The sequence below is a fragment of the Nocardiopsis sp. FIRDI 009 genome, assembly GCF_003386285.1.
Taxonomy (GTDB): Bacteria; Actinomycetota; Actinomycetes; order Streptosporangiales; family Streptosporangiaceae; genus Nocardiopsis.
In genome coordinates this window covers 1-16,646 of record NZ_QPNC01000015.1, presented here as the reverse complement: position 1 = coordinate 16,646, position 16,646 = coordinate 1, and the positions used below count along the sequence as shown (strand labels likewise).

Sequence of the window (16,646 nt, the reverse complement as noted above, 5' to 3'; positions counted from 1 at the left end):
GGTCGACCGGAGGCCGAACGCACGGGAAGGGGCGGGGAGACGTCCGGCCGATCCTGTGGGACCAGCCGGAGGTGGTGTCACGGAGGCGGCTCGGGCCGCGCCGGAGGGCGGTGGCCCGGGCTCCGCGCCCGGCCCCCGGGCCGCGGTGGGCTACTGGCGCCCCAGGGCCCGGTAGGTCCAGCCGGAGGCGCGCCAGTAGGTCGGGTCCAGCGCGTTGCGGCCGTCCACGATCCGCTTGGCGGCCACCACCTCGCCCAGCTCGTCCGGGTTGGCCTCGCGGAACTCCGCCCACTCCGTGAGCAGCAGCACCACGTCGGCGTCGCGCGCCGCCTCCAGCATCGAGGGGGCGTACTCCAGCTCGGGGTGGGCCTCGCGGGCCCGGTCCAGCGCGGCGGGGTCGTACACCGTCACCCGCGCGCCCAGCGAGGCGATGGTCGAGGCCACGTCCAGGGCGGGCGAGTCGCGGATGTCGTCGGAGTTGGGTTTGAACGCGGCGCCCAGGACCGTCACCGTGCGCCCGGCGAAGCCGTCGCCGATGAGCTGCCGCGCGATGTCGATCGTCCGCGCCCGGCGGCGCTGGTTGATCGCGTCCACCTCGCGCAGGAAGGACAGCGCGGGCTCCACGCCGAGCTCGTCGGCGCGCGCCATGAACGCGCGGATGTCCTTGGGCAGGCAGCCGCCGCCGAAACCGAGGCCCGGGCCGAGGAACTTGCCGCCGATGCGGTCGTCGTAGGAGAGGGCCTCGGCGAGCTGGATGACGTCGGCCCCGGCCGCCTCGGACACCTCGGCCATCGCGTTGATGAAGGAGATCTTCGTGGCCAGGAAGGCGTTGGCCGACACCTTGACCAGCTCGGCGGTCTGGAGGTCGGTCACCAGGAAGGGGACGCCGTCGTCGACCTGCCGCCGCCACAGTTCGCGCACGGCCTTCTCCACGCGCGGGGAGTCGGTGCCGATCACGATCCGGTTCGGCCGCAGGGTGTCCTCCACGCCGTAGCCCTCCCGCAGGAACTCCGGACTCCACCCGAGTTCGGCCTCCTCGCCGACCGGGGCGAGCTGGCGCAGGCGGGCGGCGAGGGTCGCGGCGGTGCCGACCGGGACGGTGGAGCGGCCGACGACCACGGTGGGCCGGGTGAGGTGGGGGGCGAGCTGGTCGATCGCGGAGTGGACGTAGGTGAGGTCGGCCGCGCCCGAATCGTCGCGCTGGGGCGTGCCCACGCAGATGAGGTGGAGGTCGGCGAACTCGGCGGCCTCGGCGTAGGAGGTCGTGAAGGACAGCCGCCCGGACCGCAGGTTCGCGGTGAGCAGCTCGTCGAGTCCGGGCTCGTAGAAGGGGACGCGGCCGGAGCGGAGCATGTCGATCTTGGCCTCGTCGACGTCGAGTCCGAGAACCTCGAAGCCCATCTCCGACAGGCAGGCCGCCGTCGTGGCGCCGAGGTAGCCGGTGCCGATGACCGAGACGCGCGTTCGTTCCGCTTCGACCACTGGTGGAGTCCTTCCGTGCTCGCCGTCCGCGCTCGTGTGCTTGGTTGTGCCCGTTCGCGGTGGTCAGCACCCCGGATGGGGGCAGGAAACGGACACTGGGGCAGACGGGTACTGCATTGGGGTCGCATCACCCTACGCGCCGGGGTGTGGCGCGTGCCCCAACAGGGCGTGAACAGTCAGGCGCACAGATTACCGGTGCGAAGCGGGCGATACGCACCGGGTCGGGTCGGCGGGCCGACGGACCGGGCGCGGCGGGGGTCAGCGGCCGTCGTCGCCGAGGGCCCCGGACCCCTCGGACTCGGCCTCCAGCGGCGTCCACCCGGCCCCGTCGTCACCGTGTCGGCGGAACGGCGTGGTGGTCCTGTCCGGATCGCCGTCGAACCCGCCGCCCGGGGGCGGACGGCGGGCGGACGAGAAGCCGGGGAGTTCCTCCTCGATGGTGTCGGTCACACTGGGCGTCGCGGGTCCCGCCCGGTCCGGCTCCGCTCCACCGTTCCGCCCGCGGACGCCGTCGACGCCGTCGCGGCGGACGTCGTCCCGGATCGCGCCCGCGACCGGCCGCCCGGCCCCGGGGACGTCCCGCGTCGCCCGCCACCGGGTGGGCGTCATCGCCGAGCACAGCAACAGCACACCCAACGGCAGCGCCACCGCAGCCCCCGGGCCGTCCGGGTACAGGAAGACCTCCGGGTCGAGCCAGTCCAGGGCCGCCGCCATCGAGGCCGGTGCGGCGACCGGCCACAGCGCGAGCGCGATCAGCGGGGCGCCGCCGGCCGCGGCGAACAGCGGGGACACGCGGCCCGCGACCAGGTAGGCGCCGCCGACGCCGGTCAGGCACAGCACCACCGCGGCCGACACGGAGGACACGGTGACGTCACCGTCGGCGAGCCGGGGCAGGAGGTCGGCGCCCCACGCGGCGGCGATCCACAGCACCGGTGCGAGGGCGACGCCCGCCAGCAGACCGACCAGATGGCGGAGCACGGGTCACCTTCCTTCGGGGTTCACCCGCAGATGTTCTCCCGGGCGGTCGTCGTGGCCAGCGGACCGTCCTGGGCCGGCGTCTCCTCCGGCGCGGGCTCGGGGATCTCGGGGGCGTTGAACGTCGTGTAGTTGAAGCCGAGGACGACCTGGATCTCGTCCTCCAGGGTACGGTCCTCCACCGGTTCCGAACCGGGGAAGATCCCGGAGACGAACTCCGCCTCGGCCTCGTCCCCGGGAGCGTGGCGGATCTGCGTGGTGGCCAGGTCGCGGCTGTCCCAGTTGGCGGCCGGAGCGATGACGTCGAACCCGACCTGGCCGAGGTTGCGGTCGGTCCGCGCGCCCAGACCCGGGGTCGCGGTCCCGTTGAACACCCGGATCCGGATGTCGGCCGGGTCCGGCGGCTCGGGGGAGGCGTCCTCCGCCGGTTCCCCCTCCCTGATCGGGCGGTCGGCGCGGACGTCGGCGAACAGGTCGCGCGCCGCGGGCTCGTCCCACAGCAGCGCGACGTCCCCGCGCGGCGTCCAGTGGTCCATGTCGGCGATCGGCACCTGGGTGAACGTGACCTGCTCCAGGTCCAGGTCGCGCAGCTGGTATGCCAGCTCGTTGAGGGTGCTCCCGTCCAGCTCCTCGTCGACGGTCACCGACGACAGGGCGCTCTCCAGGAACGCGGCCAACCGCGCGGGGTCGGTGAGGGTCTCGGTGCTCATCGCCCGGTCGAGCATGGCGGACAGCACCTGCTGCTGGCGGTCGATCCGGTCCAGGTCGCCGCGCGCGGTGGCGCGGGTGCGGGAGAAGGCCAGCGCCTCGGCGCCGTCGACCTCGTGTGTGCCCGCCGCCATGTCCAGGTGGGCCTTGGGGTCGTCGATCGCCTCGGGCAGGCACACCTCGATGCCGCCGAGGGCGTCCACCACGTCCACGAAGCCCTCGAAGTCCACCTCGACGTAGTGGTCGACGCGCACGTCCGTCAGGGCTTCCACGGTCCGGACGGTCATCGTCGGCCCCCCGTAGGCGTAGGCGGCGTTGATCTTGTCCTCGCCCTCGCCCGGGATGTCGACCCACAGGTCGCGGGGGATGCCGACGACGGTGACGCGGTCGCGGTCGTCGTTGACGCGCACCAGCATGATGACGTCGGACCGGCGGCCCGGCGTGGAGCCCACACTCAGCGCGTCCCGGTTCTCCCGGCTCATCTCCCCGCGCGAGTCGGACCCGATCACCAGGAAGGTGAGGCCGCCGGAGCCGCTGCCGGGGCGGCTGTCCTCGGCCAGCGCCCCGAACACGTCGAAGCGGTTGAGCGCCCCGGACATCCACCCCGTGATCGCCCACGACGTGCCGGAGGCCAGCAGGACCAGCGCCGACAGCGCCCCCATGACCAGCAGGCCGGTCCGGCGGCGGCGTACGGCGGCCGGGGGCACCGTCACCCGGCCCGACCGGGGAGATCGGCGCCCCTCGGGCGGGAGCGGCTGGGAACGCTTGCGCCGGAACTCCTCCGAAGGTCCCTGCCGACCGGCGTTGTCGTCGCTCATCGGTGTCCCCGTCCCACCCGTGCAGCGGTGTCCATCATCCTTAGGTTGTCACCCGATCCGCCGAAGGGCGCGGGATGTCAACCCTCGGCGTGTTGTTCTCCCCTTTGGGTGTGACGCGGTCGGGGCGGGAACCGTTCACGGCGGAACGAACGGGCCGAAACGCCCAGGGCGGCGGTCGGCCCCCGGGCGTGCAGTACCGTTGACGCGCGTACCCCCAGTCCCGACACGTCTTGACCTTGGGAAGTGCCCGTGTCCTGGCCGCCAGTCTCCGTCGTCATGCCCGTTCTCAACGAAGAGCGCCACCTCGCCGCCGCGGTGGAGCACGTCCTCGCCCAGGAGTACCCGGGCGAACTGGAGGTCGTGCTGGGCGTGGGTCCCTCCACCGACCGCACCCGCGAGGTCGCCGACGGGCTCGCCGCCGCCGACCCCCGGGTCAAGGTCGTGGACAACCCCACGGGGCGGACCCCGGCCGGGCTCAACGCCGCCATCGGCGCCTCCAGCCACGACATCGTGGCCCGGATCGACGGGCACGCGATGATGCCGTCGGACTACCTGCGGGTGGCCGTGGAGACCCTGCGGGAGACGGGGGCGGACAACGTCGGCGGGATCATGGCCGCCGAGGGCACCACGCCCTGGGAGAAGGCCGTCGCGGCGGCGATGACCTCCAAGGTGGGCGTGGGTAACGCGCGCTTCCACACCGGGGGCGAGGGCGGCCCGGCGGACACCGTCTACCTGGGTGTCTTCCGCAGGTCGGCGCTCGAACGAGTCGGCGGCTACGACGAGGCGTTCCTGCGCGCGCAGGACTGGGAGATGAACCACCGCATCCGCACCAGCGGCGGGACGGTGTGGTTCCAGCCGCGCATGCGGGTCTCCTACCGGCCCCGGCGGAACGTGCGCCTGCTGGCCAAGCAGTACTTCCACTACGGGCGCTGGCGGCGCGTGGTCGCCCGCCAGCACAAGGGCACGATCAACCTGCGCTACCTGGCTCCGCCCCTGGCGGTGGCGGGGATCGTCGCCGGGCTGGTCGGTGGCGTGTTCTGGTGGCCGCTGTTCCTCGTGCCCGCCGCCTACCTGGCCCTGGTCACGGTGGCGTCGGTGCCGCTCGCCAGGGGGCTGCCCGCCGCCAGCGCGCCGATGATCCCGCTGGCCCTCACGACGATGCACATGTCCTGGGGGATCGGGTTCATCACCAGCCCGCCCGGGCTCGGCTCCGACTCGCGCACCGCGCGGGCGTCGCGCACCGGGTCCTGACGCCCCGGGCGAGCCGCCGTCACCCCGCCCCGGCTGGGCCCTCACCCGCGGCCGCCTTGAGCGCCGACACCGTCCCGGGCACGTCGTCCACCACGACCGCGTCCATCCCCGCCTCGGCGAACCGGGCCGCGTCCACCGGGTCCGGGCACCACGAGATCACCTCCAGCCCGGCGCGGTGCGCCAGGTCGACGGTGTGGGCCACCGAACGGCGGCCCGGCCGGGGCGCGTCCCCGGTCCGGCCGAGCGAGCGCGCGTCGAGCGCCACGATCGGGCAGCCCATCCCCGCCGCCCCCGCCACCGCCTGGTCCAGCGGGTTGCGCACGTAGGGCATCCACGCCGTCGGCACCTCCGGCGCGCTCTCGCGCACGGCGAGCAGGACGCCGGGGTCGAAGGAGCACACGAACACGCGCCGCCGCCGGGCCTCCCGGCGCAGGTGGGGGAGGAGGAGCGACACCGTCCGGCGCGACGGCGCGTCGACCGCGTCCTCCATCACCGACTTGACGTCCACGTCCACCCCCACCCCGGGCGGAACGGCGGCCAGCCCCTCCTCCAGACCGACCAGCCCCGCCGCCGCGCACTCCTCGGCGGTCAGGTCCACGATCGCCCGTCCGTCGGCCAGGGCCGCGTCGTGGTACAGGACCAGCGCGTCGTCGGCCGTGCGCCGCACGTCGATCTCCACCCAGTCGGCCCCGGCCCCGGCCGCGGCGGCGTAGGAGGCCGGGGAGTTCTCCGCGGCCCCCTCGACCACGCCGCGCCCGGCGCCCCGGTGGCCGATCACCTCGGTCGGCGTGAACAGTCCGCTCACCGCGCCGCCTCCCCCTCCCCGCTCCGCTCCGGGGCCGTGACCCGCCGCAGCAGGGTCTCGGCGATCTCGACGTCGCCCGGGTTGGTCACCTTGATGTTGCCCTCCTCACCCGGCACGATCCGGACCTCCTCCTCGGGCAGGTACCGCAGCACCACGCCGCAATCGTCGGTGGCGACCAGCCCGGGATCGGCCATCGCCAGCTCGTAGGCGCGGCGGAGCACCCCCAGACGGAACCCCTGCGGGGTCTGCATCCGCCGCAGCTCGGCGCGCGGGGGGACGGACACGATCGCCTCCCCGCCGGTCCGGCCGGGGGCCACCCGCACGGTCGTGTCCGTGCTGGGCACGGCCACTCCGACCGCGCCCGCCTCACCCAGTGCCGACACGCACGCGGTGACCGTGGCCGGGCGCAGCAGCGGCCGCGCCGCGTCGTGCAGCAGGGCCAGGTCGCTGTCGGCGGCCGACGCCATCGCCGTCAGAGCGGCGTAGGAGGTCTCGGTCCGGGTGGCGCCGCCCGGCAGTACCCGGCTGACCTTGGTGAACCCGGCGTCGGCGACGATGTCCTCCACCCGGCCCACGTACTCGGCGACCATCAGGACGACGACCTCGTCCACCTCCGGGCAGTCCTCGAAGGCGGCGATCGAGTGCTCGATGATCGGCCGTCCCGCCAGTGGGAGCAGCTGTTTGGGCGTGGCCGCGCCCATGCGCGCGCCCACCCCTCCGGCCAGGACCGCGGCGATCACGCGTGCGGCTGCGGACATCTCTTCGCCTTTCTCGGGACGCGCGCCCGCGCTCGGGGCGTACGCACGGGGAATCCAGTCGCCGACACTACTGGACGGCTCCGGTACGCACCCTCCTGGTGGTTCGGCCCGTTATTCTCGGCGGTACCCTATGGACGCCTGTATGGCGCGCCCGGTCCGAACCTCCTTCGACACGGTCACGAGGCCGGGCGCGGTCCGCGACATCCCCCACACGCTCGGATACGGCCCCGCCGTGCCGTGGCCCGGTGAGGACGGGGCCGCCGTGAACGTCGGCTCGGTGCGCGCAGGTGAGTACCTACACGCCCGTCCGGAGACCTTCGACACCCGGACGTGAATCAATCCTTGGAGGTGGCGGTGGCGTCAAGGACGCTGGCCGTCTGGGAGCACCGGAAGGTCGTCGGCCTCCTGGTCCGGCGCGACCTGAAGGTCAAGTACCAGCAGTCCGTACTCGGGTACGCCTGGACGATGCTGGAACCCCTGGCCATGACCCTGGTCTACTTCTTCGTCTTCGGCATCATCCTCGAGGCGAACCGGGGGATGCCCGAGGACGCCACGGAGTTCGGCGGGTTCCTGCTGTTCCTGGTCGCGGGCATCCTGCCGTGGACGACGTTCGGGCAGATCCTCGGCGAGGCCCCCCGGACGATGATCACGCACTCCAAGCTGATCACCACGATGAAGGTGCCGCGGGAGATCTTCCCCCTGGCGACGGTGGGCACCAAGCTCGTCGAGTACCTGCTGACCTGGCCCGTCCTGCTGGTCTTCGTGTTCGCGCTCGGCGGTCGCCCCACGGTGGAGGGCCTGCTCCTGTGGCTGCCGCTGGCGGTCGTGCTCACGTTCATGTTCGGCCTCGGCGTCACCCTGTTCCTGTCCTCGGTCAACGTCCTGCTGCGCGACGTGGAACGCCTGACGCGCATCCTCACCCGCCTGCTCTTCTACGGGTCGGCGATCCTCTTCCCCGCCGTCATGGTGTTGGACTCCGAGGACCTCCCGGGCTGGGCGGCGACGATCTTCCAGCTCAACCCCCTGATGGGTATCTTCCAGATGCACCGGACGGTGTGGTTCGCTGGATTCGAGGAACTCACACCGACCACCCTGGCGTTGACCTCTTCGGTGGTGGGTTCGGTCCTGATGCTGGTCATCGGGTACTGGACGTTCCGCCGCCTGGAGACGTCCGTCCTGAAGGAGTTGTGATGGCGCAGACCACCTACGGCGCCGAGGGCACCGGCGGACCGGTCATCGAGGCCAAGGGGCTCGGCGTGAAGTTCGCCGTGAACCGGCGCCGCAAGCGCAGCCTGCGCGAGATGTTCATCCACGGGACCAAACGCGACCCCAACGCCGAGGGCGACGAGTTCTGGCCCCTGCGCGACGTCTCCTTCGAGGTCGCCCGCGGTGACTGCGTGGGCATCGTCGGCAAGAACGGCACCGGCAAGTCGACCCTGCTCAAGCTCATCGCCGGGGTGCTCATGCCCGACGAGGGCGAGGTCCACGTGCACGGCAGGGTCGCGCCGCTGCTGGAGCTGCGGGCCGGGTTCAACGACAACCTGACCGGTCGCGAGAACGTGTACCTGGTCGGTTCGCTGCACGGGATGTCGGAGAAGGAGATCGACGAGCGCTTCGAGGAGATCATCGACTTCGCCGAGATCAAGTCGAAGTTCGTCGACTCCCCGGTGCGCCACTACTCCAGCGGGATGAAGGTCCGGCTCGGCTTCGCCCTGATCTCCCAGCTGGAGCACCCCATCATGCTCGTCGACGAGGTCCTCGCGGTCGGCGACAAGGCGTTCAAACGCAAGTGCTACGAGGCGATCGACCGGATGCTGGCCAACCAGCGCACGATGGTCCTGGTCTCCCACAGCGAGAACGACCTGCGCAGGTTCTGCAACCGGGGTCTGTACATCAAGGGCGGCGGGCTCGCCCTGGACACCGACATCGAGGCGGCCCTGGACGCCTACAACGAGGACACCAAGGCCGAGATCGCCGAGCGCAAGAAGCGCGAGGCGGAGAAGAAGAAGCGCGAGGCGGACCAGAAGCGCGAGGACGGTGAGGGGCCCAACGGCGGGCGGGCCGCCTGACCGCCCGAAGATCCCGGACGAGCCGTTTCCGCGACGATGAGCGCACCTCCGACCTGTTTCGGTGGTGCGCTCTCGTCTGTCCGGGCATGCCCGGAACGCGGTCTCTCGGGCTTCACCACGTCTTACAGGCGCTATGTGCGTGTCAGTGGTTGATTGGTTACTCACCGTGAGAAACGGTGACTCCCAGTACTGCTGGAGGAGGCACGACCATGGCCAAGGGCACGGTGGCGCGGTCGACCGCGCGGATGTTGGAACGCAGGAGCGTCACCCGCTCCGGGGTGACACGGATCAGCGTCCTGGCGGCGCTCGCGGCGGCGGTCTGGTTCTCCCGGGCCGACACCGTCGGCTGCCTCGTCGGATCCGCCTTCCTCGGAGCCGTGCTGTTCTGCGACGCCGTCCGCGCGCGCATCCGCACCGACCGCCGCGACGCGCTCACCATGTGGGTGGCCGCGATGCTCGGCCAACTGCGCGAGTACGTCGTCTACGTCGGACTCGCCCTCGGCGCGGTCGCCGAGGGCATCCAGGGCGCCTGGGGCTGGGCCGCCGGGGCGCTCATCGCCCTGGCGCTGCGGGACGCCTTCCTGGTGGCCCGCGCGGCGCCCACCGCCCCCGGCCACGGCATGGACACCGCCCTCGGAGGCGGTGGTCGCGCGCCGCGCCCGGACGGCGGACCCGAGGGCCGGGAGGGGCTCATGGCCGGCCTGGTGCCGCCCCCGCCCCGGGACTGCCGGGAGAACGATCCGCGCCTCACCGAGCGCCTGCTCAAAGACGCCCCCCGTGGGACGGCCACCGCGCGGGGGGCGGACCGGGGGACGGACCGCGACACACGGCCCGACGGCCCCGCGCACCGGGACGGCCGACCGCCGCGCCCCGCGGGAGCGCCCCTGCCGACCGCGATCCGCCGGGTCATGGTCTTCGCCCAGCCCACGCGTTTCCTGGCCATCGCCGTCGCCGCCACGCTCTGGGACGCGCGGGTCGCCTTCCTCACCCTCATCGTCGGCTGCGCCCTGGCCGTGACCGGGGAACTCGTCGACCCCACCGCCCAGGAGGCGGACAAGTGACCGCACGCGTTCCGGGCACCGCCGACGGGGCCCCGCGCGAACGCCTGCGCGCCGCCGTCCCCGACCTGAGGACGCTGCGTGACGACAGCCGCGTCTGCGCGCTGCTCGGCAGGGTCGCCCCGGGGGCGGTCGCGCCCCTGCTCCCGGCGCTCACCGGCCTCCTCGTCGTCGCGACCTTGCTCGTGGCGGTCCGGGGACAGCTCGCAGGCATTACGCTGTTCGCACCGGTCGCTGCCCTGCTACTGTCCGGTCTGGCCTCGGGACACCCGCACGACGGGCGCTTCGACTGGCTCGTGCCGCCCGTCCTCCGCGTCACCGAGTACGGGTACCTGACGGTTCTGGGTCTGGCGTCCGGTGTACCCGGTCCCCTGGTCTTCGTACTCTTGGTGGTGGTCGTCTGCCACCACCGCGACGACGTCGCACGCCCCTCCGTCGGCGTCGCCCGACCCGCATGGGTGCGCGGGGCGGCGCTCGGGTGGGACGGGCGGATGCTCGTCATCGCGGTCGGTGGCGCGTTCCACGTGCTCGGACCCGCCTACGGCGCACTCGCCGGATACCTGGCGGTGCTGCTCGTCCGCGAAGCCGTGCGCTCCTGGTGCGCGACGCCGGTGACCGAGGTGTGCACGACCGCCGACGCGTTCCCCCGCGGAGGCGACACGGACCGGGGAGGTCCCCGGACGACCCCACTCGACCACGAGGACGGGGGCCGACCGGCCGCCGGAACGAACGGGGAGGCGTGAGGCGTCTCCCCGACCTAAGGAGGAACACGCCCTCATGCTCGGACTGGTTCTCGCCGCAGGCGCGGGACGGCGTCTGCGCCCCTACACCGACACCCTGCCCAAGGCCCTGGTGCCCGTCGACGGCGAGACGACCATTATGGACATCTCGCTGCGCAACCTCGCCGCCGCCGGGCTCACCGACGTCGTCGTGGTGGTCGGTTACCGTGCGGAGGCCGTGGAGGAGCGCAAGGAGGCGCTGGAGGAGCGCCACGGCGTCAAGATCACCCTCAGCTACAACGACAGGGCCGAGGAGTGGAACAACGCCTACTCCCTGTGGACCGCACGCGAGTTCTTCTCCGAGGGCGTCCTCCTCGTCAACGGTGACACGGTTCATCCCGTGAGCGTGGAGGAAACGCTACTCGCGGCACGGGGCCCGGAACTCCTCCTCGCGGTGGACGACGTGAAAAATCTGGCCGACGAGGAGATGAAGGTGACCCTCGACGAGGGCGGCCACGTCAGGACCATCACCAAGCTGATGGACCCGGCCACCGCCGCGGGCGAGTACATCGGCGCCACCCTCATCGAGGGCTCGCTCGACGCCCGCCTGGCCGACGCCCTCAAGGCCACCTGGGAGCGCGACCCGCAGCTGTACTACGAGGACGGCTACCAGGAGCTCGTCAACCGCGGGGAGAAGATCTCCGTCGCCCCGATCGGCGACGTCCCGTGGGTCGAGGTCGACAACCACGACGACCTGGCCAAGGCGAGGGAGATCGCGTGCCGCTACTAGCGCGAATGCTCCCCTCCCCCCTGGCGATCGACGTGCGCCGGGGCGCCATCGCCTCCCTCGGCTCGGTGCTCGCTGACCGCCGGATCGCCACCGAGGGCCGCATCGCGGTCGCGGTCGGTCCGGGCCAGGGCGCGAACATCGCCGCCGACCTGGACCTGCCCGAGTGCGAGGTCTTCCAGGTCACCGAGGGCACCGTGGACGCCGCCACCGACCTCGGCAAGAAGCTGCGGTCGGGCGCCTACGAGGCGGTCGCGGGCATCGGCGGCGGCAAGACCATCGACGTGACCAAGTTCGCCGCGACGATGGCGGGCATCCCCATGGTCGCCGTGGCCACCAACCTGGCGCACGACGGGATCGCCTCCCCGGTCAGCTCCCTCGAACACGAGGGCGGCAAGCCGTCCATCGGCGTGACCATGCCCATCGCCGTGGTCATCGACCTCGACTACGTCCAGGCCGCCCCCCCGCACCTGGTCCGCTCCGGCATCGGCGACGTCGTCAGCAACATCTCGGCCATCGAGGACTGGGAGCTGGCGGGCCGGATCACCGAGGAACCGGTCGACGGCATGGCGGTCACCTTCGCCCGGGTCGCGGCCGAGGCGGTCCTGCACCGCCCCGACTCCATCGAGTCCGACGCCTTCCTCGCCGTGCTCGCCGAGGGCCTGGTGCTCTCCGGGATGGCGATGTCGGTGGCCGGGTCCAGCCGCCCGGCCAGCGGCGCGTGCCACGAGATCCTGCACGCCGTCACCCAGCTCCACCCGGGGACCAGCAACCACGGTGAGCTCGCCGGACTGGGCGCGTTGTACGCGTCCTTCCTGCGGGTGCGCCACCTGGGCTGGTCGCAACGGCGGCTGGAGGAGATCCGCTCCTGCCTGATCCGCCACCGGCTGCCGGTGCTGCCCACCGACGTGGGGCTCGACGAGGGGGACTTCGTGCGCGCCGTGGTTCACGCTCCGGGCACGCGTCCCGGTCGCTTCACCATCCTTGAACACCTGAACCTCTCCGAGGACGAGATCAAGCGGAGTGTCGCGGACTATGTCGAAGCCGTCGGTCGCTGAGGTCCGCGCGGGCGGTCAGCCCGCGGGGATCAAGGAGCGTGTGAACGAGGAACACTGGGCGGGCCGCTACTACATGCGGGACATCTCCCCGTACCTGAGCACACTGTTCGTCCGGCTCCGCGTCCCGCCGAACCCGATCACCTACCTGATGATGGCGTTCGGCGTCCTGGCCGGGGTGGTCGTGGCCCTCGGGGGGCTGTGGTCGGCGATCCTGGCGGCCGTGCTGGTGCAGGTCTACCTGCTGTTGGACTGCTCCGACGGCGAGGTCGCACGGTACACGGGCCGGACCAGCGTGGCGGGGATCTACCTGGACCGGATCGGCCACTACGTGTCGGAGATCGCCCTGCTCATCGGGCTGGGCGTGCGCGCCCAGGGCGACCTGGCGCCGGGCGGCTGGGTCATCCTCGGGATGGCCGCGGCGATCGGTGTCGCGCTGATCAAGGCCGAGACGGACAACGTCGTGGTGGCCCGGGCCAAGGCGGGACTGCCGGAGGAGGTCACGGCCGAGGCGATGCGCCCGCGCTCGTCCGGACTGAGCCTGGCCCGGCGGCTGGCCTCCGCGCTGAAGGTCCACCGCGTGATCCAGGCGGTCGAACTGTCGCTGCTGGTCGTGGTGGCGGCGGTCGTGGACGCCTTCCTGGGCGACCTGACCGCGACCCGCGTGCTCGTGGCCGCGTGCGCGGTCGTGGGCGTGGTGATGAGCTTCGCCCACTTCGTGAGCGTGGTCGCCTCGCGTCGCCTGGAGTAACGCGTCAGTGACGTTACCGTCACATACGGGGCCGTGTGTGTTACCCGACTCACGGCTCCGTACACCTTCCTCTTATTCTCTCGTTAGTCTGTTCGTGCGAATGTTGGCGTGAGTCAACCTGCTCGAAGTCCATCGTCCACTGAACGGTCGCAAGTATGGCCACATCCGTGATCCCGCCCTCACCGGTCTCCGGCGCGTCCGAGGAGGAGGACTCCCGAGCGCCGCGAGCCGAACGGAGCCGTCCCGAGGTGTCCGGTCCCATCCAGCCCACGCTGTCCTGTGTCCTGCTCACCATGGGCAACCGCCCCGCCGAACTGCGCAGGGCGATCACCAGTGTGTTCGAGCAGGAGGACGCGGACGTCGAGGTGGTCGTGGTCGGCAACGGCGCGGACCTGCCCAAGCTGCCCGAGGGCGTCACGACGGTGCGGCTGCCGGAGAACGTGGGCATCCCCGAGGGGCGCAACCACGGGGTGCGCGCGACCAAGGGCGACGTCGTGCTGTTCCTGGACGACGACGGGTGGTACCGCTCGACCGACCTGGCCCGGCACGTACGGGACCGGTTCGCCGCCGACCCGGAGCTGGGCGCGCTGTCCTTCCGGATCGCCGACCCGGACGGGGGGCCGGACCAGCGTCGCCACGTGCCCCGGCTGCGGGTGGGCGACTCCCGCAGGTCGAGTGTGGTGACCACGTTCCTGGGCGGGGCGTGCGCGATCCGGCGCACGGCGTTCGAGGAGGGCGGCGGCCTACCGGGCGAGTTCTTCTACGCCCACGAGGAGACCGACCTGGCCTGGCGGATCATGGACGCGGGCTACACGATCGAGTACGACGCCGACGCGGTCATGTACCACCCGGCGGTCGCGCCGACCCGGCATGAGAACTTCTACCGGCTCAACGCCCGCAACCGGGTGTGGCTGGCCCGCCGCAACCTGCCCTGGCCGCTGGCCTTCGCCTACCTGGGCACCTGGGTCGGGCTGACGCTGCTGCGCGAGCGCGACCGGGCGGCGCTGCGGTCGTGGTTCGGCGGCTTCCGCGAGGGCTGGCGCGAGGACGCCGGTCCGCGCACGCCGATCCGGTGGTCGACCGCCTGGCGGATGACGCGCGCGGGACGCCCGCCGATCATCTGAGGCCGGGCCCGGCAGCACCGGCGACATCGAACGGGGGGCCGGACGCCCGGCGTCCGGCCCCCCGTCGTGTCCTCGATCAGATCTCGGTGACGACGTCCTCGTAGTCCAGGCGCGGCAGGCGGTCGAACCACGCGTCCGGGCCGGGCCTGCCGACGTTCATCACCACGATCGGGCGCAGCGGCGAGTCCTCGCCGAAGAACTCCCTGCGCACGCCCTCGGCGTCGAACCCGGACATCGGCCCGGCGGCCAGACCGGCGGCGCGCACGCCGATGATCAGGTACGCGATCTGGAGGAAGGCGTTGTGCTCCGCGATCCTCGCCCGGCCCTCGGCGTCGCCGGCGAACATCTCCCGGGCGTCGGGCAGCACCGGGAAGACGGTGGGCAGCTGCTCGTGGAAGTCGGTGTCCGCGGACAGGATGAGGGACAGCGGCGCGGTCGAGGTCTTGGGGGCGTTGTTGCCCGCCATGTGCCGGACCAGGCGTTCGCGCGCCTCGGGGGAGCGCACGACCGTGACCCGCAGGGGCTGGTTGTTCATCGCGGTGGGGCCGAACCTCACCAGCTCGTGGATGGCGCGGACCTGTGCGTCGGTCACCGGCTCGTCGGTGAAGGTGTTGGCGGTGCGGGCGGATCGGAACAGCAGATCCTGGGCCGCCTTGTCGAGAACCAGCGCCTCGTTCATGTCATAACCTCTGTCGTGCTCTGCGGGCGTCACCGGCGCGGACGCCGGGACGGTCGTTCGTGAACACCAACATGGTTATCTAGGAAGATATTTCCTATGCGACTAAATGTGACGTCGGTCACTCGCTCGGCGCGAGGCGGCGTCTGACCCGCTGCCTCGGGATCTCCGGCACACCAGGGGTGGCGGTGTCCGCCCACTCCTCCAGCCGCTTGACGAACATCCGCGCCTGGACCGGCCAGTGGTAGGAGGTCCGCGCGATCTCGTGCCCGGTGCGCGCCATCCGCCGCCGCAGCTCCCCGTCGCGGCGCAGACGCAGCACGGCCTCCGCCGCCGCGGCCACATCGCCGAACGGTACCACCAGGCCCGCGTCGCCCTCGGGGCGCCCCGTGACCAGCTCCTCGGCCATCGGGTTGGCGGTCGTCACCACCGGAAGGCCGTGCGCCATGTACTCCACGACCTTCGTCGGCATCGAGTGCCGGTAGTTCGGCGTGTCGTGCAGCAGGCTCACCCCGGCCGTCGCCCCCGCGCAGATCCGCAGCGCCCGGTCGTTGGGCACGAACCCGTACCACTGGAGGTCGCCGTTCCGCTGGGCCTGGCGCAGCAGCGGCCGCACGCTCGCGTCCGCACCGCCGATCACCTCCAGCCGGACCCCCTGGGGTCGCAGCCTCCGGCCCAGTTCGACCAGCTCGTGCGCCCCGCGCGCCACCGAGACGTGCCCCAGGTACACCACCCGGTCCTCGCCCGGCTCCCGTGCGGGCTCCACCGGAACCTCGGTCGTGTTGGGCACCACCGGGTGGTCGTACCGGAACCGCGACCGGTACCCCTCCTCGGCCAGGAGCAGCCGCATCCGCCGCTCGGCCCGTCGTTCGAAGGCGCGAACCACCGCGCCGAGCGGCCGACGCACCGGCCGGGGCACCCACGGCTTGGTCAGGATGGCCGCCGCGGTGTCCTCGTGCACGTCCCACACCGTCACCGGCCGCCGGGCGGGCAGCGCCAGCATGAGTTCGGGGTCATGGAAGAGCAGCAGGTCGGCGCGGGGGGCGTGCTCGGCGAGCACCGCGCGTGCCGAGCGCAGGGCCGCCAGCCGCTCACGACCGGCCGCCCGGGGCACGTCGACCGAGTCGACCTCACTCCACGGGGTGACGCCGCACTCCCGGAACGGGGCGACGTAGGTCACGTGGTGTCCCGCGTCGAGGAGGGCGCGGATCTGCCGGTGCAGGATCCGGGCGTCCTCGGGATGGTGGACCACCGTGGCCACGAGTGCGTGCATCGAACATCACCTACGAGTGTCACCGGTCGGGTCCGTCTACAGCGATGATCCGCCCCACATGCGCGGTACCAGCTGTCCGACACGGTAATCACCAGCGGAAACGGTGCGAATAAACCACGGTGGACACACGGGGGTTATCGGGTGAACCTTCCATGTTCCGGGGGTGAACGGCGAAGGGCGCGCCGGTGAACCACGATGGGTCCGCAACCGGCGCGCCCGCAGACGCCCCAGACTCAGAGCACCCGCAACCGGTCAGGATCGGACACCGGCCCTCCCGCCTCGGTTGAGCGTCGCAACACACCGCGGGTGTCCAGCAACAACCGCGCGTACTCGGCCA

At 72.2% G+C, this 16,646-nt stretch carries 17 protein-coding genes; 10 read left to right on the top strand and 7 right to left on the bottom strand.

The genetic code is table 11. The annotated features are described in order from the left end of the window. Window positions 1-150: 150 nt before the first annotated feature. The 3 genes from DVR05_RS11945 to DVR05_RS11935 all read right to left on the bottom strand — a co-directional run bounded on the left by DVR05_RS11945 (window position 151) and on the right by DVR05_RS11935 (window position 3,983). Window positions 151-1,482, bottom strand: coding sequence for a UDP-glucose/GDP-mannose dehydrogenase family protein (locus tag DVR05_RS11945; RefSeq protein WP_116245937.1), 1,332 nt, complete (start codon window positions 1,480-1,482; stop codon window positions 151-153). Window positions 1,483-1,740: 258 nt separating this feature from the next. Continuing rightward, window positions 1,741-2,460 (bottom strand): YIP1 family protein, encoded by a 720-nt coding sequence (locus DVR05_RS11940; protein ID WP_116245936.1) that lies wholly within the window; start codon window positions 2,458-2,460, stop codon window positions 1,741-1,743. 20 nt (window positions 2,461-2,480) lie between these two features. Further along, a complete protein-coding gene (locus tag DVR05_RS11935) occupies window positions 2,481-3,983 on the bottom strand; it encodes an LCP family protein (RefSeq protein ID WP_116245935.1) in 1,503 nt (500 codons plus the stop codon). A 249-nt stretch (window positions 3,984-4,232) separates the two neighbouring features. Between DVR05_RS11935 and DVR05_RS11930 the strand changes: the two genes are divergently transcribed. Further along, window positions 4,233-5,234: a glycosyltransferase family 2 protein gene (locus DVR05_RS11930; protein ID WP_116245934.1), complete on the top strand. Its 1,002-nt coding sequence runs from the start codon at window positions 4,233-4,235 to the stop codon at window positions 5,232-5,234. Window positions 5,235-5,253: 19 nt separating this feature from the next. On the opposite strand, the gene DVR05_RS11925 is transcribed toward DVR05_RS11930, so the two are convergent. After that, complete coding sequence (locus tag DVR05_RS11925) at window positions 5,254-6,039, bottom strand: glycerophosphodiester phosphodiesterase (protein ID WP_116245933.1); 786 nt, start codon at window positions 6,037-6,039, stop codon at window positions 5,254-5,256. Beyond that, window positions 6,036-6,797: a 2-C-methyl-D-erythritol 4-phosphate cytidylyltransferase gene (locus tag DVR05_RS11920; protein WP_116245932.1), complete on the bottom strand. Its 762-nt coding sequence runs from the start codon at window positions 6,795-6,797 to the stop codon at window positions 6,036-6,038. Before DVR05_RS11920 ends, DVR05_RS11925 begins: the two co-directional genes overlap by 4 nt. A gap of 142 nt (window positions 6,798-6,939) precedes the next feature. Between DVR05_RS11920 and DVR05_RS11915 the strand changes: the two genes are divergently transcribed. From DVR05_RS11915 to DVR05_RS11875, 9 genes are all read left to right on the top strand, one after another. Then, window positions 6,940-7,131 carry a hypothetical protein gene (locus tag DVR05_RS11915; protein WP_116245931.1) on the top strand — a complete coding sequence of 64 codons (192 nt, stop codon included), beginning with the start codon at window positions 6,940-6,942 and terminating at the stop codon, window positions 7,129-7,131. An 8-nt stretch (window positions 7,132-7,139) separates the two neighbouring features. Next, window positions 7,140-7,988 (top strand): ABC transporter permease, encoded by an 849-nt coding sequence (locus DVR05_RS11910; RefSeq protein WP_116245930.1) that lies wholly within the window; start codon window positions 7,140-7,142, stop codon window positions 7,986-7,988. After that, window positions 7,988-8,866, top strand: coding sequence for an ABC transporter ATP-binding protein (locus DVR05_RS11905; RefSeq protein WP_116245929.1), 879 nt, complete (start codon window positions 7,988-7,990; stop codon window positions 8,864-8,866). Before DVR05_RS11910 ends, DVR05_RS11905 begins: the two co-directional genes overlap by 1 nt. Window positions 8,867-9,075: 209 nt before the next feature. Continuing rightward, window positions 9,076-9,927 carry a hypothetical protein gene (locus DVR05_RS11900; protein ID WP_116245928.1) on the top strand — a complete coding sequence of 284 codons (852 nt, stop codon included), beginning with the start codon at window positions 9,076-9,078 and terminating at the stop codon, window positions 9,925-9,927. Then, on the top strand, window positions 9,924-10,667 hold the full coding sequence (locus DVR05_RS11895) for a DUF5941 domain-containing protein (RefSeq protein ID WP_369974525.1): 744 nt from the start codon (window positions 9,924-9,926) through the stop codon (window positions 10,665-10,667). The genes DVR05_RS11900 and DVR05_RS11895 overlap by 4 nt, the downstream gene beginning before the upstream one ends. Before the next feature lie 34 nt (window positions 10,668-10,701). Beyond that, the gene (locus tag DVR05_RS11890; protein WP_116245927.1) at window positions 10,702-11,433 is read left to right on the top strand and encodes a sugar phosphate nucleotidyltransferase; all 732 of its coding nucleotides are present in this window, start codon (window positions 10,702-10,704) and stop codon (window positions 11,431-11,433) included. A gap of 5 nt (window positions 11,434-11,438) precedes the next feature. Continuing rightward, on the top strand, window positions 11,439-12,488 hold the full coding sequence (locus DVR05_RS11885) for an iron-containing alcohol dehydrogenase family protein (protein ID WP_116245926.1): 1,050 nt from the start codon (window positions 11,439-11,441) through the stop codon (window positions 12,486-12,488). Next, window positions 12,466-13,236 (top strand): CDP-alcohol phosphatidyltransferase family protein, encoded by a 771-nt coding sequence (locus DVR05_RS11880; protein ID WP_116245925.1) that lies wholly within the window; start codon window positions 12,466-12,468, stop codon window positions 13,234-13,236. The genes DVR05_RS11885 and DVR05_RS11880 overlap by 23 nt, the downstream gene beginning before the upstream one ends. 293 nt (window positions 13,237-13,529) lie before the next feature. After that, window positions 13,530-14,360: a glycosyltransferase gene (locus DVR05_RS11875; RefSeq protein WP_198659165.1), complete on the top strand. Its 831-nt coding sequence runs from the start codon at window positions 13,530-13,532 to the stop codon at window positions 14,358-14,360. Window positions 14,361-14,436: 76 nt separating this feature from the next. Here DVR05_RS11875 and DVR05_RS11870 read toward each other — a convergent pair whose 3' ends face one another. Together DVR05_RS11870 and DVR05_RS11865 are read right to left on the bottom strand one after the other, a co-directional pair. After that, the gene (locus DVR05_RS11870; protein ID WP_116245924.1) at window positions 14,437-15,039 is read right to left on the bottom strand and encodes a malonic semialdehyde reductase; all 603 of its coding nucleotides are present in this window, start codon (window positions 15,037-15,039) and stop codon (window positions 14,437-14,439) included. 118 nt (window positions 15,040-15,157) lie between these two features. Beyond that, window positions 15,158-16,309 (bottom strand): glycosyltransferase, encoded by a 1,152-nt coding sequence (locus DVR05_RS11865; protein WP_116245923.1) that lies wholly within the window; start codon window positions 16,307-16,309, stop codon window positions 15,158-15,160. Between the last annotated feature and the right edge of the window lie 337 nt (window positions 16,310-16,646).